This window comes from Mesorhizobium sp. WSM4813, from assembly GCF_055811555.1.
On record NZ_JBVVQU010000013.1, the window covers coordinates 75,601 to 100,382 of the forward strand.

Sequence of the window (24,782 nt, forward strand, 5' to 3'; positions counted from 1 at the left end):
CGACGCGAACCTAACAGAGAGCTCGCCGGCTGCTCTACGCGCTCAGTCCTCGGTCAAGCCGGCCAGAGAACTATCCTTTCAGAAGCGACGCGGGATCAAGGGACGTCGCCTGGCCGGACGTGACGCGCAGAAGAGGGCTCTTTGCGACCGCGACGATCACTCCGGCACGCCGGAGATGCCCAGCGCCTCGACGTAACTCTCGGCGAACACCTTGTCCCGCCACGGGTTGATCTGTCTCTGCAGGGTGAGCGTGTAGGTCGGGAATGCCTCCATCAGCCGCCGCGCTGCCGCCTGCGCCTCGTCCAGCCGGTTGAGTTTGACCAGCGCCATGATTACCACCCGGTGCGAGGAGCCGTAGTTCGGCATCTCGTGCAGCGCGCGTTCTCCCCATGCCAGCGCTTCTTCATAGCGCTCGAGCATCAGGTAGCTCATCCCGATGCCGGAGAGCGCGATGCCCTTCTCGGGGTCGACCGGGCTCAGCCGCATTGCCCTGTGAAAGTGCTCGATCGCGACGAGAGGGCGGCTGGAATGCGCGTTCACCCAGCCGCTGCCCGTATGGCCCTGCGCCGAATTGGGGTTGAGCAGCAGGGATCGTTCGATCGTGCTCAGCGCCATCTCGTAGTCCTTCGCGCTGTAGGCGATCACCTGCGCGGCGAAGCGTAGGCTCGTGGGGTCGTCGCGCGCTTCCGCCAGTACCTCGCGCGCCATGCGCGCGGCGACTCGGATATCGTCGGGCTCATGCCAGCACTGGCTCACGGATAGGCTGCGGATATAGGCGCCGAGTGCCTTCGCCAAATTGAAGCTAGGGTCGATGCTGAGCGCCTCGTTGGTGAGCCGGCGCACGTCGGCAAAGCCTTCGCGCGTCATGCTGTAGAAGCGCGGCAGCGCGCGAAGGTAGAGGTCGTAGGCGCTAATGTAGTCGGTCGGCTTCATGCGCGCCTGCCTGATCTCCTCCAGCCGGATGGTCGGTTCGACAGCGCCGACGACGCTCTCGGTCACCTTGTCCTGCAGGTCGAAGATGTCGCTCACGTCGCCCTCGAAGCGGTCGGCCCAGACGTGGTGTCCGCTGGTCGCGTCCACCAACTGCCCACTGATGCGCACCCGCGATCCTGCTCTGCGGATGCTGCCTTCGAGCACGTAGCGGACGCCCAGCTCGCGCCCGACCTGGCGTAGGTCCACCGCCCGGCCCTTGTAGGTGAAGGACGAGTTGCGGGCGATCACGAAGAAGGAGTTCACCCGGCTCAATCCCGTAATGATGTCCTCCACCAGCCCGTCGGCGAAGTATTCCTGGTCGGGATCGCCGCTCATGTTGGTGAAAGGCAGAACCGCGATCGAGGGTTTCTCGGGCAGCGGAGGCAGTGCAGCCACCGAGGCGCTGGCGTCGGTCTCGACGCGGTAGGCGCGCACAGGCCGCTCGATGTTCTTGAGGCGCAGGTTGCCGAGCGGCGTGAAGCCGCAGTCGAGCTTGCCCTGAAGGTGGTCGTAGGCGGTACCCGAGACGACCACGGTGCCGGGATCGGCGATGCTTTCGAGACGGGCGGCGATGTTGACCGCGTCGCCGTAGAGGTCGCCGTCCTCCTCGCACACCACGTCGCCGAGATTGACACCGACGCGGAAGCGAATCCGCTCCTCCTCGGGCGTCTCCGCCTCGTGTTCTGCCAGGGCCTGCTGGATCGCCATCGCCGAGGTCACCGCGTTGACGACGCTCGCGAACTCGCACAGCATGCCGTCGCCGGTGAGCTTCACGATCCGACCCCCGTGCTCGGAGACCAGCGGTTCGAGGAGGTCCTTGCGGTAGATCTTCAGCCGCTCGAGCGTGCCGCGCTGGTCGCGCTCCGTCAGGCGCGAATAGCCGACCACGTCGCAAGCCAGGATCGCTGCGAGGCGGCGCTGCGTGGTCATTGCACCGCTCAGCCAAGCGCCTGCACGCGGACCGCCCCGCGTCCACGTCCTGCCAACTTCCGGACGCCCTACGTGCATGGTATCCATCTCTCCCAGTCGCCGCTCGTCGCCGATACAGAACGGAGAACGCAGCTTGACCTTGCCTTCACGAGACTTCGCTATCCCGCTTGCGAGGCGTGGAGCTTTCCAGTCGCCGCGCTAACAGCCAACCGACGACACGCTCACTCAGCCTCTGGGGACGCTGACCACTCCCAGAAGGCCGGAGATATTTCCTGCTCTGTGTAACCGGTTGACGCCACCGTGGCGGTGCTTTTGTCACCGCGATGTAACAGCGAGATGCCTACGAACGCCCGCATCGGGCATCACACCAGGCGTTCGCGCTTAGAGGTGCTGAGGTCGGCAAGTGGCGCTACCTGCACATTCCGTTAGTCGGCTCAGAGCGGCGGACTATCAAGTCGAACCGTGCCGGCCCTCTATGTTTGTTTGAGAATCGGATTTTCCCCGGTACCCACTTTGGTCCGATGCTCTTAGCGGTTGGTGAACGCCTCTCGGATCGCCTCTTGCATGCCGTCGATGGCCTCGCCGGACGCGTTCGGATTGCGCCGCAGCACCACGTTCGAGGAATCGATGTCGCCGAACCCGTCGGCGGCCGTAAGTTCGCGGCAGCCGGCCGGGATGTTGCTGCGCGAGATCGGCGCGATCGCCAGCCCGGAGGTGACGGCGAGCCGCAGGCCGCCATTGGTATCGCTGGTATAGGCGACACGATAGGCGAGACCGCGCTGCTCCAGCGACTTGATGGCGAAATCCTTGCACCAGCCGGCACGGTTGTAGAGCGCGATCGGCACCGGCCGCTCCTCATGCATGTGATGCAGCTCCGACGTTACCCACACGGTCGGGTCATGCATCAGCACCTCACCGCCGGAGAGATCCTGCCATTCGAACACCACCGCCAGGTCCAGCTCGCCGGCAGCGAGCGCTGCGATCTGCGCACCGGAATGCGCGTAGCGGACTGTGATGTCGACCCGAGGATGGCGCTTGGCAAAGGCGCCGAGCGCGCGCGACAGGATCGCGTGGCCATATTCCTCCGGAATGCCGATGCGGACCGGCCCGCCAAGCGGCGCTGCGACCATCGATGCCGCCGTCTCGTCCAGCAGCGACACGATCCGGCGGGCGTTGACGATGAGTTCGCCGCCGCGGCGCGTCAGCGCCACACCACGCGAGCCGCGCTCGAACAGGCTGTCGCCGACCACATCTTCGAGCTTCTTCATCTGCATCGAAACCGCCGATTGGGTACGGCCGGCCTGCTCCGCCGCCTTGGTGAAATTGCCGGTGTCGGCAACCGCGACGAAGGTGCGCAGCAGATCGCTGTCGAGTGTGGGCTTCATTTGTGCGCCATAAGAAAATCTGATTGCTGGCATCATTCCAATTCGTTTGCAACATATCAAACGGCGGATAATAGTCGCTTCACCCATTGGATATGCGGCTGCGAAATCGGCTGCGGACCAATCAGTCCTCACTCGTACCCGCTGCCCGAAACGGTGGCGGGTTCTTTTTGATGCATGTCGCCCAAAAGTGCTCAGCGGTTTGGGGACAACGACATTCATAAAACAAAAATTACGCGGGCCCGGCTCTCGGGCCGCACACGCAAGGAGCCGTCGAAAAACATGCAGAACCGGATCGTCCTCGGCATGGCAAGCCTTTGCCTCGGTGTTCTGGTGTTCTCGCTCCAGGACCCGCTGATCAAGGCCGTATCGAGCACTTATCCGGTGACCGAGGTGATGGCGATCCGCTCGATCGTCGCCCTGCCCATTCTTCTCGTGCTGGTTCATGCCGATGTCGGGCTCAGGGCGATCTTTTCGAAGCGATTTCGCATGCTGACGATGCGCGCCTTCATCCTGTTCACCTCCTACACGGTCTACTACCTGGCGATCGCCGCCCTGCCGCTTGCCGACGCGGTGGCGCTTTATTTCATGGCACCGCTGTTCATCATGGCGCTTGCCGGTCCTTATCTCGGCGAACGAGTGGCGTGGCAGACGCTGGTCACCGTCATGGTCGGGATGCTGGGCGTGCTGGTGATGCTGCGGCCCGGTGCCGGGCTGTTTGACTGGGCGGCGCTGCTGTCGCTGGCCTCGGCGGTGCTGTACGGTTTTTCGCAGTTGATGGCCCGCAAGATCGGCGACACCGAATCATCCACGGTCATGGCGTTCTATCAGAACGGCGTCTATCTCCTGGGCGCTGCAGCGGTCGCCGGGCTGTTCTGGCTGGCAGGAATTGCTCACGCCACGCATCCGAGCCTCGAATTCCTGGTCAGGCCATGGATCTGGCCGACGCCGATCGATTTTCTGACGATGGCTGCCTGCGGCTTCGTCGCTTCAGCCGGGATGATCCTGTTGTCGCAGGCTTACCGGCTGGCGCCCGCCAACAGCGTCGCCACCTTCGAATACACCGGCATCATCTGGTCGCCGCTGTGGGGCTTCCTGTTCTTTGCCGAAGTGCCGCGATCGGCCACCGTGGTCGGCGCCGCCCTCATCATCGGCGCCGGTCTGTTCGCGCTCCATGCCAGCCGGCACCGGAGCAGCGCGCCGGCAATCGCGGCGACCTGCGATCCGGCCTGACCGCGGTCAGGCTTGGATTCTAGGCAAAACAGGCGAGCGCCTTTTCGACACGCGCGCGGATTTCGGCCAGCGTGAACGGCTTTTGCACGACGTCCACAATGACACCGTTCAATTCCTCGGCGCGCTCGCGCTGGTCGGCATAGCCGGTCATCAGCAAGATCTTCATCGTCGGGAAAAGCGACGCCGCCGCCTTGGCCATTTGGATGCCGTCCATTTCCGGCATTCGGATATCAGAGACAACAAGGTCGTAGCCGCCACGTGCTGCGCGGATCAGGGCAAGCCCTTGCGCGCCGTCGGCGGCGATGTCTATCATATGCCCGGCGCGTTCGAGCGCGCGGGCGGCGAGGGTGCGGACGGACTCATCGTCCTCGACGATCAAGAGCTTTGCCATAGCGGAACATTTGGCGGTGAAAAGTTGACTTTTTCTGAAGGCGCCGAGATCAGTGAGGCCTTTTCAGAATTCGCTCCGGCGAGTCAGATGGCGTGGTAACCGCCGCAGTAGAATTATCAAAAGGTCTCAGGCGTCGCCCTTGACGACACCGACAAACGGCAGCTCGCGAAAGGCGTGGGCGACATCCATGCCGTAGCCGACGACGAAATAGTCGGGGCAGTCGAAGCCGACATAGTCGGCGTTGAGCGCGGTCTGGCGGCGCATGCGCTTGTCGAGCAGCACGGCGATGGCGCAGCTTTTGGCGCCGCGCGACAGCATCAGATCGCGGGTGAAGGACAGCGTCTTGCCGGATTCGAGAATATCGTCGATCAACAGCACGTCGCGGCCGGCGACCTCATTATCAATGTCGCGCAGCACCCTCACCTCGCCGCTGGTGGTTCCGGCGCCGTAGCTGGAGATGAAGATGAACTCGACCTCGGGCGACAGGCCGACATCGTGCATGGCGCGGATGAGATCGGCGGCGAAAATGAACGACCCTTTCAGCACCGAAATCACCAGAAGGTCCTGATAGTCGCGCTCGGCGATCTCCTTGGCGAGCTCCAGATTGCGGCGGGCAATCGCCGACGCCGAAAACAGAACCTCGATATCCTTGCCGCGCACGACTGGCATTGGCAGCCTTTCCAGAAATGACGCCCTAGTTGGCGAAGGTGACCGAGACGGTCTTGACCCCGTTTCTAGGCACGTCGAGCCGGCTCGAAAAGCCAAATCTTTCGCCGGGCGCCAGCGAACGGTTGAATGTCCCCAGCGTATAACGGGTCATGCGCCTGTCATTTCCGGTGACCCGGATTTCCAGCGGCGGCAATGGCGACGGGCTGGCGCCTTCATTCGCGGCCTCGCCACCGACGAACAGGACAGGTTTCAGCCCGGACGCATCGATACGCGACGTAACGCCTGAAATGGTGAGTGCAGTGCCCGTTTCCTGGGCTGCGAGAAGAAGCGGCGCCTGGCGCACCAGCGCGTGCCCGCCCGAGATCCAGAAGGCTGCAAACGCGGCACTGAGGCCGGCGATCCAGAAGATCGGCCCGCCGCGCGACGCCCGCAGCCGTTCCATCGCAGCTTTGGGCTTGCGCAGCATGTCCATGCCTTCGAGCGATGGCGTAGCGATCACGCGCGAAAGCGGCGGTGAAGGGTCCATGCTGGCGGTGAGGCGCGGCAGCACCTCGTAGTCGGCATCGACGATGTCATCGGCTGGATCACTTTTAATGCGTTCCGGCACAGGATTTGCGGCCGAATCGGTCATGATTTCGCCGGAAACCGGGCGCGCGGTTCGATCGTCAGCCATCACGGCCCCAGCACTACGGCACTTGTTCGCTCTTCGTTTCTTTTGCGTAAACGGAAATGGTTAACGCTTCCCCACCGGAACCCTTGTGACGCGCTCAAAAAACCTCAGAATTAACCGCCGGTTAACCATGCCGGCCGATGGTCTCTTCTCAGAGAAGGCTGGCTCGTCGCCACCGCAAGTTTCAGGTCGTCGAACGTGATCCGCTTCGAAAATGTCGGCCTCCGCTATGGCATGGGTCCGGAAATCCTCCGCGACATTTCCTTGCACATACCGGAGCGCTCCTTCCAGTTCCTGAGCGGCCCTTCGGGCGCCGGCAAGACGACGCTGCTGCGGCTTTTATTCATGTCGCTCAAGCCAACGCGCGGGCTGATCACCATCTTCGGCAAGGACCGCTCGCGCATCTCGCGCACCGAGCTGCCGCATCTGCGGCGGCGCATCGGCGTCGTGTTCCAGGACTTTCGCCTGCTCGACCACATGACGACCTATGAGAATGTGGCCTTGCCGCTGCGCGTGCGCGGGCGCGAGGAGGCGAGCTACCGCACCGACGTGACCGAGCTCTTGAAATGGGTCGGCCTTGGCGAGCGCATGCATGTGCTGCCGCCGGTGCTGTCGGGTGGCGAGAAGCAGCGCGCCGCAATCGCCAGGGCGCTGATCGAGCAGCCCGAGATCCTGCTTGCCGACGAGCCGACCGGCAATGTCGATCCGCCGCTGGCGCGACGCCTGTTGCGGCTGTTCATCGAACTCAACCGGCTGGGCACTGCGGTGGTGATCGCAACGCACGACCTCGGCCTGATGGAACAGGTCGACGCGCGGCGCATGATCCTGGCCGGCGGAAGGCTGGATATCTATGACTGATCTTTCCGTTCACCATGGCGAAGACCAGCACGCCGGGAAGGCTGCGACGACGCAGCGCGTTCAACGCAAGATGGCGCCGATCGTGCCGGCGCAGAACATCGCCGGCCGGGCGCTGGTCCTGGTCATTGCCATCATGACGTTCCTCTCCTGCCTGACCTTCGGCGCGGTGACGCTGGTGCGCGACACCGCCTCGGTCTGGGAGAACCAGATATCACGCGAGGCGACGATCCAGATCAAGCCGGCAGATGGTCTCGACATGGAGGCAGCACTTGCCCAGGCCTCGCAGATCGCCGGCGAATTTCCTGGCGTGAAGAGCGCCAGGATCGTCGACCGCGACGCCACGGCGCGGCTACTGGAGCCGTGGCTGGGTTCGGGTCTCAACATCGACGAGCTGCCGGTGCCGCGTCTGATCATCGTCACCATAGACGAGAACAACCCGCCCGACTTCGCCGCAATGCGCGCCGCGATCACGCCGAAGCTGCCCAGTGCAGCACTTGACGACCATCGCACCTGGGTCGACCGGCTGGTGGCCATGGCCCGTACCACGGTGACAATCGGCATTGCCGTGCTGGCGCTGATGCTGTCGGCAACCGTGCTGACCGTGGTGTTTGCAACGCGCGGCGCCATGGCCGGCAACGGCCACATCATCGAGGTGCTGCATTTCGTTGGCGCCGAAGCGCGCTTCATCGCGCGCGAATTCCGCCACCACTTTCTCGTCACCGGCATGAAAGGCGCAGCCGCCGGGGGTGCGGCGGCGGTGCTCGTCTTCATCGTCTTCTCATGGTGGTCGTCGCGCAACATGGCAACGCCTGAGGCCGATCAGGCGACCGCCTTGTTCGGCAATTTCGCCATCGGTTCGGCGGGCTATCTCGGCGTCGTCCTCATGGTGCTGGTCATCGGTGCGCTGACGGCGGCAACCTCCCATTTCACCGTCGTCACCTATCTCAGCGACATCGATGTCCGGCAACCGGACGCGGGGTGATCACGAATAGAGAATTAACGTAACGTAATGTGTGCTTCTCCACCTACTAAACGCCGCATTTCGGGGTTAACGATAGAGATGATGGACGCGCGCGACTCGACCGGAATGGCTGGACAGTTGCCCTTGGTGATTACGCGTCCCCGCGAGCGCGCCAAGCCCAGCCGATTGGCGGGCGCGTTGCGCATCTCCGCTTTCTTTCTGCTCGTGCTGGCAACGCTGTTTGCCGGCGGCTTCGGCTGGTTCGCCAATACCGTCAGCCGACTCGCGACGCCCGCCAATCCAGCAAAAGCCGATGCCATCATCGTGCTGACGGGCGGCCACTCGCGTCTCGATGCCGCTATGGGTCTGCTGGCGTCCGGCAAGGGCGAGCGGCTGCTGATCAGCGGCGTGCATCCTTCCGCCAGCCGCCGCCAGCTTCAGGTCGCGACTCGCGGCGACAAGAAATTGTTTTCCTGCTGCGTCGACATCGACCGCGCCGCGCTCGACACGATCGGCAATGCCGAGGAAAGCGCCAAATGGGTGGAAGATCACGCCTATGGCACCGTGATCCTCGTGACCAACAACTATCACATGCCGCGCAGCCTGCTGGAAATGGGCCGGCTGCTGCACAAGGCCAAGCTCGAGCCCTATCCGGTGGTCAACAGCAATCTTGGCAATGGCGGCTGGCTGACCAAGCCGAGGGCGCTGCGCGTGCTGTTCACCGAATACAACAAATATCTGCTGGCGCTGGCCCGCGGCATCGTGCCGGTGAAGCCAACGCCGACCGGCATCGCGCTGGCCGAGGCTGCTGCGCCGAACTGAGCCTATCGTTATTATTCCTTGACCGTGGCGCTTGAAGCTCCGCGCAGGCGCGCGATCTCCTGTTCGAGCCATTCGATACGCTTGTCCCGCTCGGCCAGCGCCGCCGCCACATCGGCCGCTTCGAACCGCTGTGGAATATGCTGCGGGCAATTGGAATCCCAAGCCGAAACCGTGAACAGGACGATTTGCTCGGGCCGCGCCTTGTAGCCCTCCGGCATCAGCTTCGCCATCAGTTCGGTGTCGTCCTCGACGACACGCGCGCTGCCCCAGATCTTGATGCGCTGCCGGTGCGCATAGTCGATCAGGAACAAGAATGCGCGGGGGTTGTCGTCCAGATTGCCCTGGGTGATGAATTGCCTGTTGCCGGAGAAATCGGCGAAGCCGATCGTCCGCTTGTCGAGCACCTTGAGGAAGCCGGCCGGCCCGCCGCGATGCTGGATATAGGGCTGGCCGTCACCATTGGCCGTCGACAGGAAGACGCTGGTCTGCGCCTCGATGAAGGCGGCGAGATCGGGCGTGATATCAGCTTGCCAGCCGCCGCGCTCCTCGACGCGGGCATAGGCCTCGCGCGAGCCTTTGCGGGCCTGGATCGCCTTGACGGTTGGCGTAAAGGCGACATCGCTAGTGAAGGCGTGAGCATTCATGGAACCTTCCTTTGCAGACAGAGCTGCGAGCCATAGTCAGCAAAGATAAGGCCTTCCAACTTTTGGATGTAGATGTCATAGTTGCAACCGATCCTTCCATTTTCCAGGAGAAGCATGGATCGCCTCGAGGCCATGTCGCTGTTCGTCGCCGCAGTGGAGGCCGGCAGCCTTTCGGCCGCCGGACGCCGTTTCGGCATTCCACTCGCAACGGTCAGCCGCAAGGTCTCCGACCTGGAGCGGCATCTGAAGACGCGTCTCCTGAACCGGTCGACGCGGCAGCTGACGCTGACCGACGCGGGTCACGCCTACCTCGCTGCCTGCCGCCGCATTCTCGACGAGGTCGACGAGGCCGAGCGGACCGCCGCCGGCGAATACAGCGCCCCGACGGGCGAACTGATCATCACCGCACCGATCGTCTTTGGCCGCCTGCATGCGCTGCCGGTCGTCACCGGTTTTCTCGCCGCCTACCCCGACGTGGCTATCCGCCTAATGCTCGCGGACCGGATAACCCAGTTGACCGAGGAGCACATCGATCTTGCGGTCCGCATCGGCGAGCTTCCCGACTCGAGCCTGGTGGCCACCCGCATCGGTTCGATCCGGCGCGTTGTTTGCGCGAGCCCGGCCTATCTGGCCGAGCACGGCACGCCGGAGACCCCGCAAGACCTTGCGGCACACAGCTGTATCACCTTCGAGGGGCTCACCGCTCCCGCCGCATGGACTTTTGCCGCCGGCAAGACCGACCTTACCGTTCCGATCCGCTCACGGCTTCGGGTCAACACCGCGGAAGCGGCGGTCGATGCAGCGATTGCCGGCGTCGGGTTGACGAGGGTGCTTTCCTACCAGATCACAGCTGCAGTGCGGTCGGGCACACTCCGAACCGTGCTGGAGGCATTCGAGCCGCAGCCATGGCCAGTCAGTCTCGTGCATGCCGGCCAGGGTCTGCTGCCGGTGAAACTGCGTGCGTTCCTCGACTTCGCCGCCCCACGCCTGAAGAAACGGCTGGCGCAAGCGACCTGGCAGGCCTGACGAACGGGCTATCGCACCGTTTCCTTTTTGCCTGCGCTTGGTGTAACCAACGCACACCTCCTCACCGGGCACCTCCCCCATGCTCCTTATCCGCTCGCTGGCGTTCAACTTCGTCTTCTACGTCAATCTGATCGTCCAGATGATCATCTGGACCCCGTACTATTTCCTGTCGCCGCGCCACCGCGCCTGGTTCGTACCGAAATTCTGGTCCCACACCAGCATGTGGCTCTACGACAAGATCGCCGGCACCAAAAGCGAGATCACCGGCCAGGAAAACCTGCCCGAGGGTTCCTTCATCCTGGCGCCGAAGCACCAGTCCTTCTGGGACGCGATCGCTTTCTTCCCGTTCCTGCAGGATCCGATTTACATCCTGAAGCGGGAACTGACCTGGATCCCGTTCTTCGGCTGGTACATCCTGAAAATGCGGATGATCCCGGTCGACCGCGGCAGCCGCTCGAAGGCGCTGAAAGCGGTGGTCGCCGCGACCAGGCAGGAGCTGGCGCGCAATCCCCGCCAGCTGATCATCTATCCCGAGGGCACGCGGCGGGCGCCGGGCGACGAGCCGGCCTATAAATACGGCATCGTCGAGCTCTATACCCAGCTTGGCGTTCGGGTAGTGCCGGTTGCCCATGTCGCCGGCCTCTACTGGCCGCGCCGGAAATTCCTGCGCTATCCCGGCACGATCAAGGCGCGCTTCCTGCCGCCGATCCCGGCGGGGCTGGGCAAGGAGGAATTCATGGAACGGCTGATCGGCGAGACGGAAGCCGCCTGCGACCAGCTGCTCATCGAGGCATCCCGCGCGCCGAACCCGCCGCCCCTGCCGCCGACGGCGGTGAAGCGGCTGAGGGAACTGGGCTTCGATACCCCGGCCTGAATCATCTGCTTGACCGGTAAGATCGTCAAACTTCCGCCGCGCACGGTCCTTGACTGCCGTTTGAGCAGGCCGCCGCTTGGCGCCAGCTTCTACGCACTCGCGCTGTCGAGCTCGGCGATATCGTCCGGACTGAGATTCAATGATGCGGCGCAGACGAGGCTGTCGACCTGGTCCAGCGTCGTGGCGCTGGCGATCGGCGCCGTGACGCCGGGCCGCTCGATCACCCAGGCGAGCGCCACTTCCGCCGGCTTGGCCGCGTAACGCGCCGACACGGCGTCGAGTGCCGCCAGGATGCGCATGCCGCGGGCGTTGATATAACCCCTCACGCCGTCGCCACGCGCGCTTTTGCCGAGATCGGCTTCGCTGCGGTACTTGCCGCTCAAGAACCCCTTGGCGAGGCTGAAATAGGTGATGACGCCGATATCCTCTGCCATGCACAAATCGCGAAGCGGCCCATCGAAAGAGGCGCGATCGTAGAGATTGTATTCCGGCTGCAGCACTGCGTAGCGCGGCAGGCCCCGCAGACTTGCCACGTCGAGCGCGGCGCGCAACTGGCCGGCGTCGAGATTGGAGGCGCCGACGTAGCGGATCTTGCCCTTGTCGAGCAGCTTCTGGTAGGCGCCGAGCGTTTCCTCGTAGGGGGTGGTCGGGTCCGGCCAGTGCGACAGATAGAGATCTACGACATCGGTCTGCAGCCGCTTCAGCGACGCATCTATCGCCTTTTCGATGTAAGTGGCGGAGAGGTCTTTCTTGCCCTGTCCCATGTCCGACCCGACCTTGGTGACCACCACGACCTTGTCGCGATTGCCGCGGCTCTTCATCCATTTGCCGATGATGGTTTCGGATTCGCCGCCCTTGTTGCCGGGAGCCCAGCGCGAATAGGAATCGGCCGTGTCGATGGCGTTGAGGCCGGCGCCGACGAACCGGTCGAGCAGGTCGAAAGAGGTTTTCTCGTCGGCGGTCCAGCCGAAGACGTTGCCACCCAGAACGGGCGGCGCGATGGACAGGTCGGTTTGACCGAGACGACGTTTCTGCAAGACTGATCTCCGTGGGGAATGGAAAGAATGGGCGAAAAGCCCAGGCTTAACCTAGGTCTTGCCGCACCGAGGTCAAAGGCCTGGCCGCCCTTTCCGACAGACCAGTGCTTCACAAGCGCGCGATCCGCCGCGCTCCAAGTTCCAGCCGATGTCTACTGGCTCTGGCGCCGGTATTCACCCGGCGGCAGTCCGATCACGCGGTTGAAAAGCCGGCTGAATGAGGCCGTATCCCGGTATCCGACCTGGTAACATATTTCTGAAATACCGAGCTTGGTGCTTTCAAGAAGCGCCTTCGCGGCCTCGAGGCGCCGGTCCTGGATCCATCGGCCGGGAGTGGTGTGCAATTCATCGGAAAACCGGCGCGCCAGCGTTCGCGGCGACAGGCCGAGTTGCGCGCCGAGGAAGGCAAGGTCGAGCGCCTTGAGCTGCTTTCTGGACAAGGCTTCTATCCGGTCGCGGAACGGCTCTTGCGAAGGCAGGAGATCGGTGAGCGGGAACTCGTAGGGTGTCTGGATCTGCCGCGACGGCGGCAGCACCAGCAATTTGCGAACCAGGCGCTCCTCCCTGGCGAAGCCAAGATCCCGCAGCAGCGCCTTGCCGAGCTCCAGGCCTGAAAAACCGCCGCCGCAAGTGTAGATCCGTCCGTCCCCGATCAGCACACGAGAAGCGTCCCAACGCACCTTCGGAAAGCGGCGCTGGGCATCGGTCTTCAACCACCAAGAGATCGTCGCGCGCTTTCGGTCGAGAAGACCGGCGTCTGCCAGGAAGTATCCGGCCCCGCAATGCGCGGCGATGATGGCGCCGTCGCGCTGCGCGCTTGCGATAAGCGGCGCGGCGTGGCAGCTCTCTTCCTCCAGCGCGGCAACAAGCTGCGGGATTTGCATGCCGGGCATGGCCAGCAGGATCAGCAGGTCCATGCGCTGCGAGGGTTTGCGTCTGGTGTGAAAGGAAATTCCAGGGGTCGTCGTGGCGTCGGCCTGCCGCGCTACGAATTCGAAGGAAATCGCCGGCGCGCCGCGAATGGTGTTCACCAGCTCGAACATTTCGACAAGTGTCGCGGCGACGGCCGAATAGAAGGTCGACGGCAGCCAGATCACGGCGTGGACGGGACGATTCTCCAAGATGGGCTCCTTTGAACAGCTATGGCAAGTTTAGCACATAGACTGTCAAATCTGCCAATTTCGATTTTTGCCCGCGAGCTTAGGTTCCGCGACACCGATGCAAACACCGGTGCCGCAATCTGGTGACGTCCAGGCTGCTTGCCCCAGATCGCCCGTTATTGGAGACCCCCATGAAAGCAATCGTATTCGACGCAATCGGCTCGCCGCGCGACGTGCTCTATCTGCACGACATGCCCATGCCGCGAATTGGCGACGGCGAGGTGCTGGTCAGGATGGTCTCCGCCTCGGTCAACCCTGGCGACTTCCTGTTCATCCAGAACCTCTATCCCGATCCGAAGAAGCCGCATTTCCCCCGGCAGATCGCCGGAAACCATGGCGCCGGCATTGTCGAGGCCGTGGGCGCGAACGTCGCTTTGAAACCGGGCACGCTTGTCGCATTCGGCCACTACAACAGCTGGGCCGAATATGCGGCCGTTCCGGCCGAATGGCTGATACCGCTGCCCGCCGACTATCCGGTCGAACGCGCCGGGCAGATGGTGAACCCCATCACCGCCTGGGACCTGCTGGCGGATTCCCGTGTGCAGCCTGGACAGTGGCTGGCCGTCACCGCCGGCTATTCATCGGTTTCGACGATGGTGATGCAGTTCGCCCAACGGCGCGGCATCAACGTGATCGCGCTCGTGCGTCGCTCTCACGACAGGCTGGACCTGAAGGGGCTTGGTGCCACAGCCATCCTCGACCTGTCGAGCTTGAAGGTCGGTATCAGAAAAGCAGTCATGGACATGACGGACGGCGCCGGACTGAACGGGATCATTGACAATGTCGGCGGACCCGCCAGTGGCGAATTGATCCGTACCCTCGCGATGGGCGGGCAGATGATCATCAATGGCGGCATGAGCACCGAGCGTTTCGAGCTGCACAATTTCGACGTGCTGCTGAGCGGCGTCGAGATCAGGGCAAACATCTACCGCTACTTCTTTTCGCCGCCTGTTGAAGCCGACCGGCCGGTGTTGCGCGAGATTGTCGACATTTTTGGCCAACTCGATTTCCATGTCCCTGTCGGCGGCATCCATCCGCTGGCGGAGTTCAAGCTTGCTGTGACGAACAGCCTGGATCGCGCCGATCTCGGAAAGCAGATTTTCAGGATGTAGCCCGGACCATGATCCCGAACCGAAGGTCAGCGAAGCAAAAATGGGAACCGGTTCGGAAAAGATCACGGTCAAACAACGAAAGAGATCACGACCCGATCCGTTTCGCTACCTCCTCCAGCCAGTGGTCGCGGATCCCTAGCGCTTCGAGGTGCTCCAGCGTGCTGAGCACGTAGTCCTCGTTCTTTCCCGACTGGCCGACGGCGCCGCGAACGACGGTCGCCGCATCGGCAGCATCGAGCGCACCGGCATATTGCTCGTGGGTACGGTCGACGACATAGGCGACCGCCGAGACCGTCTCGCCCCCGTCCGTTTCGCTGTTCGTATCGCCATTGTCGAGGCGAATGCTAAGCATGCGCTCGAGATAGACATTGGTGACCAGCTCGCGTTCGCGCAGATAGGTGATGACCTCGTTGCGCAGATCGCCGGGAACGCGGAAAGCCAGCCCGATGCAGGAGCCGCCACGGTCGAGGCCGAGCACCAGGCCGGGCCGTTCGCGCGTGCCGCGATGCACGAAGGAGTAGACGCACAGCGACCGGCGGTAGCCGTGAAGGCGGGCGCGCCGCGTCTCGACATGCGCAAAACCCGGCCGCCAGATCAGCGAGCCGTAGCCAAAAACCCAAAAATCGCCCATATCGCCAAGCCTGGTTGCAGCACCGCACTGGAATCGGTGTTTTTTCGATCCTTCTCCGTCTACCCGATGTTGCCGGAAACGACAGTCCCCTCTGCAACACGCGCCAACGAGAGCCGCAGCATGACGTCAAATGACGAACGCCCGCCGAATTTTCTCCGCCGGCTGTTCTGGCTCGGCGCTTTCATCGTCGTGTTGTTCGGCCTCTACAGCGCCGGCTGGTTCTACCTGGCAGACAAGGTCAAGAGCGAAGCCGACAAAGCGGTGGCCGAGCTCAATCGCGAGGGCATCGAGGCGGACTGCGCCAATCTCACGGTCAGCGGCTATCCCTCGAGCTTCGCCGTTTCCTGCGACAGCCTGGTTTATCAGGACGACACCAGGAACGTCGCCGCCTCGCTCGGCAGCCTCAATGCAGTCACGCACATCACCCAGATCCTGTCGCCTGGCGCCGACCTGCGGGGGCCGCTCAGGACCTCCGTGCCCGGGACGGCGCCGCTGTGGATCGACTGGGACAATCTGCGAGCCAACGTGAAACTGTCCTGGCCCCTGCCCCGACGCGTTTCGCTGGAGGCCGAGGGCCTGTCCGCCCAGACCGATCCGGCTGATGGCACTGACCCGGTCGAGCTGTTCAGCGCCGGGACAGCGGCCGGACAATTGCGTCCGAACGGCCAGGACATCGACTATGCCGGGAGTTTTACCGCTCTCGAAATCGATCCAGGGGCGATCGATGGGCGCGTGTTGCCGCCACTCGACGGCAGCGGCGACGTGACGCTGAAGAACGGCGTGGCTCTGATCAAGACGCAGCCAAAGAGCCTGCGCGGGCAGGCGGTCGACATCGGCAAGCTCGCCCTGTCGTCGGGGACCGCACGTATCACCATTTCCGGACCGGTTTCCGTCGATGCCGACGGGCTGATCGACGCCGACCTGATGATCAAGTTCAGCGACCCGAAAGCCGTGGCGGCAATCCTCGGCAAAGCCATTCCCGAGCAGAAGAGCCAGATCAAAACAGGCTTCGCCGGGCTGGCGCTGCTTGGCAACGAACCGTCGATGCCCCTCAAGATCGTCAAGGGCAAGGCCTCGCTCGGTTTTATCCCGCTGGGCAGGATCAAGCCGGTCGATTAGACCGTGATTGCGGAATCTCCAGTTTGGAAAAAGACCATGATCAAACAGGAAGATAGATGAACCGCCCGGTCAAGCTCCTGAGTGTTGGCGCGCTGACGCTTGATACGATCCTTCGCGTCGACACGCTTCCGGCGCGTCAGGGCAAGTTCATCGCGGCCGACGGCGTCCAGATCGCCTCGGGCATGGCTTCGAGCGCGGCCTGCGCCGCACGCCGCCTCGGCGCGGACGTATCGCTATGGGCGAGCGCAGGAGGCGACCTCGTCGGCGATCAGCTGGTCGCCGGGATCGGGGCCGAAGGCGTCGATTGCAGCTTTGTCCGGCGCGTCACCGGCGCGCGGTCGGCACTTTCGGCCATCTTGGTCGACACGCATGGCGAGCGCATCATCGTTCCTTTCTATGACAAGCTCGCCCAGGCCGACCCCGAGGCGCTCCCCATTCAAGATCTCGCCGCATTCGACGCCGTCCTGGCCGATGTGCGCTGGCCGGGCGCGGCAGCTTTGGCCCTGGCGGCGGCGCGCGAAATCGGCCGTCCGGCCATACTGGACGCCGACACCGCGCCACGGGACGTGCTGGAGCGGCTGTTTCCGCTCGCCTCGCACATCGTCGCGTCGGAGCCGGCGGCGTTCATCCTCTGCGGCGAGGAGCAAGGTCCGCAAGAGGCCTGTGAAGCGCTCGCCAGACGCACCGATGCATTCGTCGCGGTGACGGGCGGCGCGGCGGGAAGCTGGTGGTTCGACCGCTCGGCGGGGTCTGCGCGCCATGTCGCGGCGCCAAGGATCAAGGCAGTGGATACGCTTGCCGCCGGCGACGTGTTTCACGGCGCCTTCGCCGTCGGGTTGGCGGAAGCGATGCCGATCGAACGGACATTACGCTTTGCCAGCGCCGCCGCCGCGCTCAAATGCCTGCGCTTCGGCGGCAGGCTGGGCGCGCCGGACAGGGCCGAGACGCTGGCGATGATGGCGGCTCACTGGCCGGCGGACTGACGGCCGGGCGGTCGAGACAGGCTACGGCTTGGCTGGGTGCTCGACCGCCTGCCGGCCAAAGTCCGGTACGTCGATATCCTGGCCGGCCTCGATGATCGAGCGGCGGACGGCGCGGGTGCGGGTGAACAGGTCGAACAGTTTTTCGCCGTCGCCCCAGCGGATCGCCCGCTGCAGCGAGGCCAGATCTTCCGAGAACCGCGCCAGCATTTCGAGGATGGCGTCTTTGTTGTGCAGGCAGACGTCGCGCCACATGGTTGGGTCGGAAGCGGCAAGGCGCGTGAAATCGCGAAAGCCGGAGGCCGAATATTTGATCACCTCGGACTTGGTCACCGACTCCAGATCGTCGGCGGTGCCGACGATGTTATAGGCGATGATGTGCGGCAAGTGCGAAACGATGGCCAGTGTCATGTCGTGATGCTGGGGATCCATCGTGTCGATGTTGGAGCCGCAACGGCGCCAGAATTCCGAGAGCTTTTCCAATACTACCGGATCGGTGCCCGGCAGCGGCGTGAAGATGCACCAGCGGTTTTCGAACAGTTCGGCAAAGCCGGCGTCCGGACCCGATTTTTCCGTGCCGGCCAACGGGTGGCCGGGAATGAAATGCACGCCGGCAGGCACGTGCGGCTGCATTTGCGCTATGACCGACGCCTTGGTCGAGCCGACATCGGTGAGGATCGCGCCCTGCTTCAGCGCCGGTGCGATTTCCTCGGCGACCTCGCCCGAAGAGCCGACCGGCACCGAAACGATGACTAGGTCGGCATCGCGGACCGCCTCTTTCGCATCCATCGCGTAGGAGGAGCCGAGGCCGAGTTCCCGCGCCCGCGCCAGCGTCGTTTCGCTGCGCGTCGAGATGGCAATATGGCGGGCAAGGCCTTCGCGATGGATTATGCGGGCCAGCGACGAGCCGATCAGGCCGATGCCGACCAGCGCGATCTTTTCGAACATCGGTGATGTCATGGTGTTCTAGCTTTTCAGAAATGTCGTGAGGGCGGCGACAACGCCGCGATTGGCCTCTTCGGTGCCGATGCTCATGCGCAGTGCATTCGGGAAGCCGTAGCCGGAAACGCGCCGCAATATGTAGCCGCGCGCCCAGAGGTAATCGTCTGCAGCCGCCGCCGAATGCCTTTGGTCCTCGGGAAAGTGGATAAGCACGAAATTGCCGACGCTCGGCGTCACCCGCAGTCCGAGCTTGGTCAATTCCTCGCTCACCCATCGCAGCCAGGTCTCATTATGCGCCACGCTGCGCTCGACATGGGCGCGGTCGCGGATGGCGGCGATGCCGGCCTCGATCGCCGTCGCGTTGACGTTGAAGGGACCCCGCACGCGGTTGATCGCCTCAATGATATGCATCGGCGCGTACATCCAGCCGATCCGCGCGCCGCCGAGGCCGAGCTTGGAGAAGGTGCGGGTCATGACCACGTTTTCTGCACCAGCCACCAGCTCGACGCCGGCTTCATAGTCGTTGCGGCGGACATATTCGGCATAGGCTGCATCCAGCACCAGAAGCACGTTTCGAGGCAGGCCGGCATGCAGGCGGCGCACCTCCTGGAACGGCAAATAGGTGCCGGTCGGGTTGTTGGGGTTGGCGAGGAAGATGATCCTGGTACGCGACGTAACGGCGGCGAGGATCGCATCGACGTCGGCGCGCTCATTGGTTTCCTTGACCGATACCGGGACAGCACCAGCCGACTGGATGTAGATCTTGTAGACCATGAAGCCGTGTTCGGTGATGACAGCTTCATCGCCGGGCGCGAGATAGGTCTGCGCAAGCAGGCCCAGAATCTCGTCGGAACCATTGGAACAGACGATGTTCGCCGGGCTGAGACCATGCACCTCGGCGATCGCCTCCCGCAGGCGCCTGGCAGTGCCGTCAGGATATATGTCGAGTTTGGCCGCGACGTCGCGCGCGGCTTCTATCGCCTTCGGCGAGGGGCCAAGCGGGTTCTCGTTCGACGACAATTTGTGGACCTTGGCAACGCCGGCCGGCGCCGTGCTTTTGCCCGGCACATAGGCTTCGATGTCCATGATCCCCGCGCGGGGCGTTGGACGTGCCTGATCCGATGCCTGGTTCATATGCAAAAATCCGTCGAAAACGCTTCCTCCCGGGAAGCCGCAGCGGAAATACAAGCCGTGGCCTGGAATGTCGAGAGGCGGCTGTCATGGGTGAGCGACTGGCATGGGTGAACGACTAGCCGTTGACGCCGAGGCGCGCCGGTCCTAGAAGAAGCGAAATCCCGTGGTGATTTGGCCGGTCGGCTTGCAGCCACGTTAAACAACTCGCTAAAGGGCCGTTTGCATCCTGTAACCGGCTTTGCGAAGGCGATGCCGGTTTTTTTGTTGTCCGTAGCCGGCCGGACAGTCGCATCGACCCGAAAATCGGAATCGACTTTCGGAAAGCGCGATGGATTAATGTAAGAGGATGCGATGGTCGCGCTGCGCACTAAAAGAACCAACAACGAGGCCGACGAGCCGTCGAGCCCGGTGTTGCGTTTCGGTGCCGACAAGCCGCTCAAGCTCGATGCCGGCACGCTGCTGTCACCGTTCCAGATCGCCTACAAGACTTACGGCACGCTCAACGACGCCCGCTCCAACGCCATCCTCGTCTGCCATGCACTGACCGGCGACCAGCATGTCGCCAGCACCAATCCAGTGACCGGCAAGCCGGGCTGGTGGGAAGTGCTGATCGGCCCCGGCAAGATCATCGACACCAGCCGCTTCTTCGTCATCTGCTCAAACGTCATCGGCGGCTGCCTCGGCTCGACCGGCCCCGCCTCGACCAATCCAGCCACCGGCAAGCCCTACGGGCTCGACCTGCCGATCATCACCATCCGCGACATGGTGCGGGCGCAGTTGATGCTGGTCGATCATTTCGGCATCGAAAAACTGTTCTCGGTGCTCGGCGGCTCGATGGGCGGCATGCAGGTGCTGCAATGGGCGTCGAGCTATCCGGAGCGCGTTTTCTCGGCGTTGCCGATCGCCACTGGCGCGCGCCATTCCTCGCAGAACATCGCCTTCCATGAGGTCGGCCGGCAAGCGGTGATGGCCGATCCGGACTGGCATGGCGGCAAATATTTCGAGCAGGGCAAGCGCCCGGAAAAGGGACTGGCCGTGGCGCGCATGGCCGCTCACATAACTTACCTGTCGGAGGCGGCCCTGCACCGGAAGTTCGGCCGCAACCTGCAGGACCGTGACGCGCTCACCTTCGGTTTCGACGCCGACTTCCAGATTGAGAGCTACCTGCGCCATCAGGGCATGACCTTCGTCGACCGCTTCGACGCCAACTCCTATCTCTACATGACCCGGGCAATGGACTATTTCGACCTCGCCGCCGACCATGGCGGCCGGCTGGCCGACGCCTTTGCCGGCACCAGGACCCGTTTCTGCCTGGTCTCCTTCACCAGTGACTGGCTGTTCCCGACCGAGGAGAGCCGCTCGGTCGTTCACGCGCTGAATGCGGCCGGCGCCTCGGTGTCCTTCGTCGAGATCGAGACCGATCGCGGCCACGACGCCTTCCTGCTCGACGAGCCGGAGCTGTTCGCGGCCATCAACGGCTTCATCGCCTCGGCGGCCCGCGCCAGGGGGCTTAGCGCATGACCCCTGAAGATTGCAGGCTTTCCGGACCGGCATCATGCGCCAGGCATCAGCGCATGACCCCGAAAAATTGCGGACTTTTCGGATCAAGGTCATGCGCCAAGCAGCGCATGACCCCGAAAAGTTGCAGACTTTTCGGATCGGGATCATGCGCCAGACAAAAGGCACGATCATGAGTGTCAACCACGCCCAGCGCGTCGACCTCGAAGTCGTCGCCGATCTCATCCCGCCGCAGTCGCGGGTGCTGGACGTCGGCTCCGGTGATGGCCTGCTGCTCGAATTGCTGCAGGCGACGAAGCAGGTCGACGGCCGCGGGATGGAACTGTCGCAACGTGGCGTCAACGAATGCGTGGCGCGCGGCCTGTCCGTCATCCAGGGCGACGCCGACAAGGACCTCAAATTCTATCCCGACAAGGGTTTTGATTTCGTCGTCCTGTCGCAGACCTTGCAGGCGACCCGCAACCCGAAGCTGGTGCTCGACGAATTGCTCAGGATCGGCAAGCACGCCATCGTCTCCTTCCCCAATTTCGGCCACTGGCGGGTGCGCCTTTCGCTGTTCCTCGAAGGGCGGATGCCGGTGACCAAGGACCTGCCCTATTCCTGGTACGACACGCCCAACATCCATTTCTGCACCATTCGCGACTTCGTCAATCTCTGTGATGAGCTCGGCGCAACGGTGGAAAAGGCAACCGCGCTCGACGCCAATGGCCAAAAAATCGGCCTCTCGATGCCATGGTGGTTCTGGAATTTCTTTGGCCAGCAAGCAGTGTTCTTGTTGAGGCGATAACGGCCGTCGCTCTAGCGATTAAGTTCCGGAAAATACGGATCGGAGAAAAACCGCCGGTCGCGCTCGCCTTGCAAACAGTCGACCGGTGCTGCCGCATCGACCCGGATCGGTCCGGGATCGGCCCCGGGACCCTCAATACCGCTGACCTCCAGGACCAGCTTGCGGCGTATAGCGGTCACGAATTCGGAAGCGGCATAGACCGGCAGCACGAAGGAGCCTAGCCCGCCGGTAACGCACTCGGCATAGTATTGGTCGAGATGGCTGAAGCTGGGCGACGGGCTGATCAGGATCGGCAGGCCGTTGATGACGGTGCCCTTTGCCACCGCGGCGTCGCGTGTCGTGGTGACGGGCGTCCCGGTATTGTTGGGGCCATCGCCTGAAATGTCGATGACGCTGCGCGTCGCATCGAAAGCGGCTCCATCCAAAAGCTTGGCGCCGAAGGCGAGCGCACCGGAAATCGAGGTGCCGCGAAAGCTCCTGAACGGGCGCGCCTCGATCTTGTCGGCGAAAGCGTTGGCGCTCTCAGCATTGTCGATGACCTGCCATGCAATGACCGCATCGTCGCGGACGGTGCCTGCCCATTCGAAATAGGCTAGCGCGATGCGGCCGGTCACGCCCGAACGCACCGCATTGATGAAGTCGGGGTGGCGCAGCGCCTCGACATAGCCGGCGCGCTGCAGGGCGAATTCCTTTTCGTCCATGGAGTGCGAAATGTCGACCGCCAGCACCAGTTCGACGTCCACTGCAATGGTATCGGCGGGCGTGGCCAGTGGCGCTGCCTGGGCGCAGGCGAGGCAGGCAAGCAGGCTAATGCATGTCGCCCAAAAGTGCGCAGCGGTTTTGGGGTAACGACATGCAAAGAAACAAAGGCTTAAAGCGTGTCGCATGAATCTCTTCAACGGGACGCGCTTTAAGCGCGTCAAGCATGGTTCCAACGCCGCAGGCTTCCGAACTATACCGGCGATCTTTCGCCGCGATCACGGCGAAATAAAGCTTGGCTGCGCATAGTCGGCTACGTCTCTTGGTAGGCTGCGGCGACGGCCGGAGGTGGTTCGATCGCGCCGGCCCTGACACGGACTGGCTTGAGAGCCGGTCGCTCGACGTCTTTCACGATCGCCAATGAGCGTGGAAAGAATTCAATGTTCTGCTGGCCACGGCCGATGTTGAGGATCGCGGCGTCGGCGAGACGCGCCTCCAGCATCGACAGCACCCGCCTCAGCGTTGCGCCTTCGAACGTGTCCAAAGCCTCGTCGATGATCACCCATTTCGGCTGCCGCAAGACCAGTCGGGCAAAGGCAAGCAGGCGCTGCTCGTCATCGCTCAATTCGCGCTCCCAGCGCGCCGAGCGGTCGAGCGAGGACGACAGACGCCCGAGACCGACCTCGGCAAGCACCGCCGAGATCTCGGCGTCGCTGACCGCGGCATCGGCGTGGTCGAGCACCTCGCGCAGCGTGCCGAGCGGGAAATAGGGCTTGCGGGGAACGAAGGCGGGCACCTCTCCGGCCGGCATGCCGATCCGCCCGCTTCCCCACGGCCACAGACCGGCAATGGCGCGAAAGAACAGCGTCTTGCCGGCGCGCGGATCTCCGGTGATCATGACGCGCTCGCCGGCGCGGATTTCGACATGGGGTTCGGCGAGCTTCGTGCATCCATCCCGCGACGCAACCTCGAGGTTCTCGAATGTCAGCCTGCCATTCGGGTTTTCGCCGATCATGATGCGTTCTTCGGTGTCGTGCAGCACATCCGTTTCACCGAGCGCGATGCGGAAATCGGCGACGCGCATCAGCGTGGCGCGCCAATCGGCGATGCCGCCGATATTGTTGATGAACCAGCGCAACGAGGCATGCACCTGGTTGAAGGCGCCAACAGCCATCATCAGCCCGCCGAAGCTGATATCGCCGGCGAAATAGACCGGCGAGGCCACGAGGATCGGCGCGACGACGGTGATCCAGCCATAGGTGTCCGTCACCCAGGAAAGATTGATCTGGGCGCTGTAGATGCGCCGCATCGCGCCCAGCACCGTGCCGAGGTCGAGCTCGAGCCGTCGCCTGGCGTCGGCCTCGCCATGCGCAAGCGCGATTGCATCGACATTCTCGTTGACGCGGACCACCGAGGAGCGCAGCTCCGCCTCACGCGTATAGCGGTCGCTGTTGAAGCGGATGAGCGGCCGTCCGACCAGCCAGCTCAGCCAGGAGGCGGTGCCGGCATAGAGGATCGCGGCCCACACCATGTAGCCCGGAATGGCCAGCGAATAGCCGCCGATATGGAAGACGAAGCCCGAAGACAGCGACCATAAGACGCCGACGAACGAAACAAGCAGAATGAACGACTGCAACAGCCCTATGCCGAGACCGGTGGAAAGGTCGGAGAGATGCCCGGCATCTTGCTGCAAGCGCTGGTCAGGGTTGACGCCGATAGCGCCGGCGTTAGCCAGCCGGAAGGCGCGCGCCGGCCGCATCCATTCACCGATCAGATCGAGGGTCAACGCCTCACGCAGCTTCAGCCGGATCATCTGGTCGAGCCAGGTCTGGCCGATATTTAGCACCAAAAGCCCGCCGGCGATGGCAGCAAAGACCAGAAGCTGGTGCAGGAAACCCTGCATGTCGCGCCGAGCCAGCGCGTCATAGAAGGGCTCGTTCCAGCGATTGAGCAGAACCTGCCCGATCGAGGTTGCCCACAATGACGGCGACTATGCCGACGCAGGCCCAGAGCAGGTGTTTGCGGATAGGCGAGGTCGCCAGCGCCTGCTTGATCGTCGCCAATTGGTCGCGCAGGCTGCTGGCCTCGATCGACGCGGCAGCCGGCTTGGCGCTGCCTTCGACATCCGGATAATCAGCCATGGTGAAGTCCTTGAATTCGGAAGCGGTGCTGAAACCGATGAACAAGTCGACTCAACCGGGTACCAAACCCGCTCTCGACAGATAGGTGAG

The 24,782-nt window shown here is 63.4% G+C and carries 23 protein-coding genes, 1 pseudogene and 1 riboswitch; of the genes and pseudogenes, 11 read left to right on the forward strand and 13 right to left on the reverse strand.

From position 1 onward, the window contains the following. Positions 1 to 156 precede the first annotated feature (156 nt). A complete protein-coding gene (locus AC0L25_RS09920; protein ID WP_473595320.1) occupies positions 157 to 1,902 on the reverse strand; it encodes an adenylate/guanylate cyclase domain-containing protein in 1,746 nt (581 codons plus the stop codon). A 527-nt stretch (positions 1,903 to 2,429) separates the two neighbouring features. Next, on the reverse strand, positions 2,430 to 3,287 hold the full coding sequence (locus AC0L25_RS09925) for a LysR family transcriptional regulator (RefSeq protein WP_473595321.1): 858 nt from the start codon (positions 3,285 to 3,287) through the stop codon (positions 2,430 to 2,432). Positions 3,288 to 3,566: 279 nt separating this feature from the next. Between AC0L25_RS09925 and AC0L25_RS09930 the strand changes: the two genes are divergently transcribed. Further along, entirely contained in the window at positions 3,567 to 4,517 is a 951-nt protein-coding gene (locus tag AC0L25_RS09930; RefSeq protein WP_473595322.1) for a DMT family transporter, read from the forward strand. A 19-nt stretch (positions 4,518 to 4,536) separates the two neighbouring features. Here the strand turns inward: AC0L25_RS09930 and AC0L25_RS09935 are convergent, their stop codons facing one another. The 3 genes from AC0L25_RS09935 to AC0L25_RS09945 form a co-directional block, all read right to left on the reverse strand. Continuing rightward, complete coding sequence (locus tag AC0L25_RS09935; RefSeq protein WP_095493420.1) at positions 4,537 to 4,908, reverse strand: response regulator; 372 nt, start codon at positions 4,906 to 4,908, stop codon at positions 4,537 to 4,539. Between the two features lie 126 nt (positions 4,909 to 5,034). Continuing rightward, positions 5,035 to 5,577 (reverse strand): hypoxanthine phosphoribosyltransferase, encoded by a 543-nt coding sequence (hpt, locus tag AC0L25_RS09940; protein WP_095493421.1) that lies wholly within the window; start codon positions 5,575 to 5,577, stop codon positions 5,035 to 5,037. A gap of 25 nt (positions 5,578 to 5,602) precedes the next feature. Further along, positions 5,603 to 6,253: a hypothetical protein gene (locus AC0L25_RS09945; protein WP_473595323.1), complete on the reverse strand. Its 651-nt coding sequence runs from the start codon at positions 6,251 to 6,253 to the stop codon at positions 5,603 to 5,605. A 192-nt stretch (positions 6,254 to 6,445) separates the two neighbouring features. On the opposite strand from AC0L25_RS09945, the gene ftsE reads away from it, so the two are divergent. The 3 genes from ftsE (at position 6,446) to AC0L25_RS09960 (ending at position 8,888) form a co-directional block, all read left to right on the forward strand. Next, a complete protein-coding gene (ftsE, locus tag AC0L25_RS09950) occupies positions 6,446 to 7,105 on the forward strand; it encodes a cell division ATP-binding protein FtsE (RefSeq protein WP_010911739.1) in 660 nt (219 codons plus the stop codon). Then, positions 7,098 to 8,087 (forward strand): cell division protein FtsX, encoded by a 990-nt coding sequence (locus tag AC0L25_RS09955; protein WP_473595324.1) that lies wholly within the window; start codon positions 7,098 to 7,100, stop codon positions 8,085 to 8,087. The genes ftsE and AC0L25_RS09955 overlap by 8 nt, the downstream gene beginning before the upstream one ends. A gap of 78 nt (positions 8,088 to 8,165) precedes the next feature. After that, entirely contained in the window at positions 8,166 to 8,888 is a 723-nt protein-coding gene (locus AC0L25_RS09960) for a YdcF family protein (protein ID WP_473595325.1), read from the forward strand. 11 nt (positions 8,889 to 8,899) lie between these two features. Here the strand turns inward: AC0L25_RS09960 and AC0L25_RS09965 are convergent, their stop codons facing one another. Next, entirely contained in the window at positions 8,900 to 9,532 is a 633-nt protein-coding gene (locus AC0L25_RS09965; RefSeq protein WP_473595326.1) for a pyridoxamine 5'-phosphate oxidase family protein, read from the reverse strand. 114 nt (positions 9,533 to 9,646) lie between these two features. Between AC0L25_RS09965 and AC0L25_RS09970 the strand changes: the two genes are divergently transcribed. Both AC0L25_RS09970 and AC0L25_RS09975 read left to right on the forward strand, forming a co-directional pair. Next, the gene (locus AC0L25_RS09970) at positions 9,647 to 10,558 is read left to right on the forward strand and encodes a LysR family transcriptional regulator (RefSeq protein ID WP_473595327.1); all 912 of its coding nucleotides are present in this window, start codon (positions 9,647 to 9,649) and stop codon (positions 10,556 to 10,558) included. 79 nt (positions 10,559 to 10,637) lie between these two features. Then, positions 10,638 to 11,432 carry a lysophospholipid acyltransferase family protein gene (locus tag AC0L25_RS09975; RefSeq protein WP_473595328.1) on the forward strand — a complete coding sequence of 265 codons (795 nt, stop codon included), beginning with the start codon at positions 10,638 to 10,640 and terminating at the stop codon, positions 11,430 to 11,432. 89 nt (positions 11,433 to 11,521) lie between these two features. Here AC0L25_RS09975 and AC0L25_RS09980 read toward each other — a convergent pair whose 3' ends face one another. Next, positions 11,522 to 12,469 carry an aldo/keto reductase gene (locus tag AC0L25_RS09980; protein ID WP_473595329.1) on the reverse strand — a complete coding sequence of 316 codons (948 nt, stop codon included), beginning with the start codon at positions 12,467 to 12,469 and terminating at the stop codon, positions 11,522 to 11,524. A 152-nt stretch (positions 12,470 to 12,621) separates the two neighbouring features. Then, positions 12,622 to 13,590 carry a GlxA family transcriptional regulator gene (locus tag AC0L25_RS09985; RefSeq protein ID WP_473595330.1) on the reverse strand — a complete coding sequence of 323 codons (969 nt, stop codon included), beginning with the start codon at positions 13,588 to 13,590 and terminating at the stop codon, positions 12,622 to 12,624. Between the two features lie 170 nt (positions 13,591 to 13,760). Between AC0L25_RS09985 and AC0L25_RS09990 the strand changes: the two genes are divergently transcribed. After that, a complete protein-coding gene (locus AC0L25_RS09990) occupies positions 13,761 to 14,741 on the forward strand; it encodes a quinone oxidoreductase family protein (RefSeq protein WP_473595331.1) in 981 nt (326 codons plus the stop codon). Positions 14,742 to 14,826: 85 nt separating this feature from the next. Here the strand turns inward: AC0L25_RS09990 and AC0L25_RS09995 are convergent, their stop codons facing one another. Next, positions 14,827 to 15,372 carry a gamma-glutamylcyclotransferase gene (locus AC0L25_RS09995; protein WP_473595332.1) on the reverse strand — a complete coding sequence of 182 codons (546 nt, stop codon included), beginning with the start codon at positions 15,370 to 15,372 and terminating at the stop codon, positions 14,827 to 14,829. Positions 15,373 to 15,492: 120 nt separating this feature from the next. Between AC0L25_RS09995 and AC0L25_RS10000 the strand changes: the two genes are divergently transcribed. Both AC0L25_RS10000 and AC0L25_RS10005 read left to right on the forward strand, forming a co-directional pair. Continuing rightward, on the forward strand, positions 15,493 to 16,491 hold the full coding sequence (locus AC0L25_RS10000; RefSeq protein ID WP_473595333.1) for a DUF2125 domain-containing protein: 999 nt from the start codon (positions 15,493 to 15,495) through the stop codon (positions 16,489 to 16,491). Positions 16,492 to 16,547: 56 nt separating this feature from the next. After that, positions 16,548 to 17,474, forward strand: coding sequence for a PfkB family carbohydrate kinase (locus AC0L25_RS10005; protein ID WP_473595334.1), 927 nt, complete (start codon positions 16,548 to 16,550; stop codon positions 17,472 to 17,474). Between the two features lie 21 nt (positions 17,475 to 17,495). On the opposite strand, the gene AC0L25_RS10010 is transcribed toward AC0L25_RS10005, so the two are convergent. Together AC0L25_RS10010 and hisC are read right to left on the reverse strand one after the other, a co-directional pair. Next, complete coding sequence (locus AC0L25_RS10010) at positions 17,496 to 18,431, reverse strand: prephenate/arogenate dehydrogenase family protein (RefSeq protein WP_473595335.1); 936 nt, start codon at positions 18,429 to 18,431, stop codon at positions 17,496 to 17,498. A gap of 6 nt (positions 18,432 to 18,437) precedes the next feature. Next, positions 18,438 to 19,547, reverse strand: a complete 1,110-nt coding sequence (gene hisC, locus AC0L25_RS10015) for a histidinol-phosphate transaminase (RefSeq protein WP_473595336.1) — start codon at positions 19,545 to 19,547, stop codon at positions 18,438 to 18,440. A 153-nt stretch (positions 19,548 to 19,700) separates the two neighbouring features. Then, a riboswitch (SAM riboswitch) is annotated at positions 19,701 to 19,778 on the forward strand. Positions 19,779 to 19,898: 120 nt separating this feature from the next. Between hisC and metX the strand changes: the two genes are divergently transcribed. Both metX and metW read left to right on the forward strand, forming a co-directional pair. Continuing rightward, positions 19,899 to 21,068 carry a homoserine O-acetyltransferase MetX gene (metX, locus tag AC0L25_RS10020; protein ID WP_473595337.1) on the forward strand — a complete coding sequence of 390 codons (1,170 nt, stop codon included), beginning with the start codon at positions 19,899 to 19,901 and terminating at the stop codon, positions 21,066 to 21,068. A 169-nt stretch (positions 21,069 to 21,237) separates the two neighbouring features. After that, complete coding sequence (gene metW, locus AC0L25_RS10025; RefSeq protein WP_473595361.1) at positions 21,238 to 21,852, forward strand: methionine biosynthesis protein MetW; 615 nt, start codon at positions 21,238 to 21,240, stop codon at positions 21,850 to 21,852. An 11-nt stretch (positions 21,853 to 21,863) separates the two neighbouring features. On the opposite strand, the gene AC0L25_RS10030 is transcribed toward metW, so the two are convergent. Further along, positions 21,864 to 22,664, reverse strand: coding sequence for a DUF1194 domain-containing protein (locus AC0L25_RS10030; RefSeq protein ID WP_473595362.1), 801 nt, complete (start codon positions 22,662 to 22,664; stop codon positions 21,864 to 21,866). Between the two features lie 200 nt (positions 22,665 to 22,864). Next, positions 22,865 to 24,692, reverse strand: a pseudogene (locus tag AC0L25_RS10035) (ABC transporter ATP-binding protein/permease). Between the last annotated feature and the right edge of the window lie 90 nt (positions 24,693 to 24,782).

Excerpts from the sequence above, each read along its gene's own strand:
- AC0L25_RS09920 (WP_473595320.1), bottom strand. The coding sequence starts at position 1,902 with ATGACCACGCAGCGCCGCCTCGCAGCGATCCTGGCTTGCGACGTGGTC.
- AC0L25_RS09925 (WP_473595321.1), bottom strand. The coding sequence starts at position 3,287 with ATGAAGCCCACACTCGACAGCGATCTGCTGCGCACCTTCGTCGCGGTT.
- AC0L25_RS09930 (WP_473595322.1), top strand. The coding sequence starts at position 3,567 with ATGCAGAACCGGATCGTCCTCGGCATGGCAAGCCTTTGCCTCGGTGTT.
- AC0L25_RS09935 (WP_095493420.1), bottom strand. The coding sequence starts at position 4,908 with ATGGCAAAGCTCTTGATCGTCGAGGACGATGAGTCCGTCCGCACCCTC.
- hpt (WP_095493421.1), bottom strand. The coding sequence starts at position 5,577 with ATGCCAGTCGTGCGCGGCAAGGATATCGAGGTTCTGTTTTCGGCGTCG.
- AC0L25_RS09955 (WP_473595324.1), top strand. The coding sequence starts at position 7,098 with ATGACTGATCTTTCCGTTCACCATGGCGAAGACCAGCACGCCGGGAAG.
- AC0L25_RS09960 (WP_473595325.1), top strand. The coding sequence starts at position 8,166 with ATGATGGACGCGCGCGACTCGACCGGAATGGCTGGACAGTTGCCCTTG.
- AC0L25_RS09965 (WP_473595326.1), bottom strand. The coding sequence starts at position 9,532 with ATGAATGCTCACGCCTTCACTAGCGATGTCGCCTTTACGCCAACCGTC.
- AC0L25_RS09970 (WP_473595327.1), top strand. The coding sequence starts at position 9,647 with ATGGATCGCCTCGAGGCCATGTCGCTGTTCGTCGCCGCAGTGGAGGCC.
- AC0L25_RS09975 (WP_473595328.1), top strand. The coding sequence starts at position 10,638 with ATGCTCCTTATCCGCTCGCTGGCGTTCAACTTCGTCTTCTACGTCAAT.
- AC0L25_RS09990 (WP_473595331.1), top strand. The coding sequence starts at position 13,761 with ATGAAAGCAATCGTATTCGACGCAATCGGCTCGCCGCGCGACGTGCTC.
- AC0L25_RS09995 (WP_473595332.1), bottom strand. The coding sequence starts at position 15,372 with ATGGGCGATTTTTGGGTTTTTGGCTACGGCTCGCTGATCTGGCGGCCG.
- AC0L25_RS10000 (WP_473595333.1), top strand. The coding sequence starts at position 15,493 with ATGACGTCAAATGACGAACGCCCGCCGAATTTTCTCCGCCGGCTGTTC.
- AC0L25_RS10005 (WP_473595334.1), top strand. The coding sequence starts at position 16,548 with ATGAACCGCCCGGTCAAGCTCCTGAGTGTTGGCGCGCTGACGCTTGAT.
- AC0L25_RS10010 (WP_473595335.1), bottom strand. The coding sequence starts at position 18,431 with ATGACATCACCGATGTTCGAAAAGATCGCGCTGGTCGGCATCGGCCTG.
- hisC (WP_473595336.1), bottom strand. The coding sequence starts at position 19,547 with ATGAACCAGGCATCGGATCAGGCACGTCCAACGCCCCGCGCGGGGATC.
- metX (WP_473595337.1), top strand. The coding sequence starts at position 19,899 with ATGGTCGCGCTGCGCACTAAAAGAACCAACAACGAGGCCGACGAGCCG.
- metW (WP_473595361.1), top strand. The coding sequence starts at position 21,238 with ATGAGTGTCAACCACGCCCAGCGCGTCGACCTCGAAGTCGTCGCCGAT.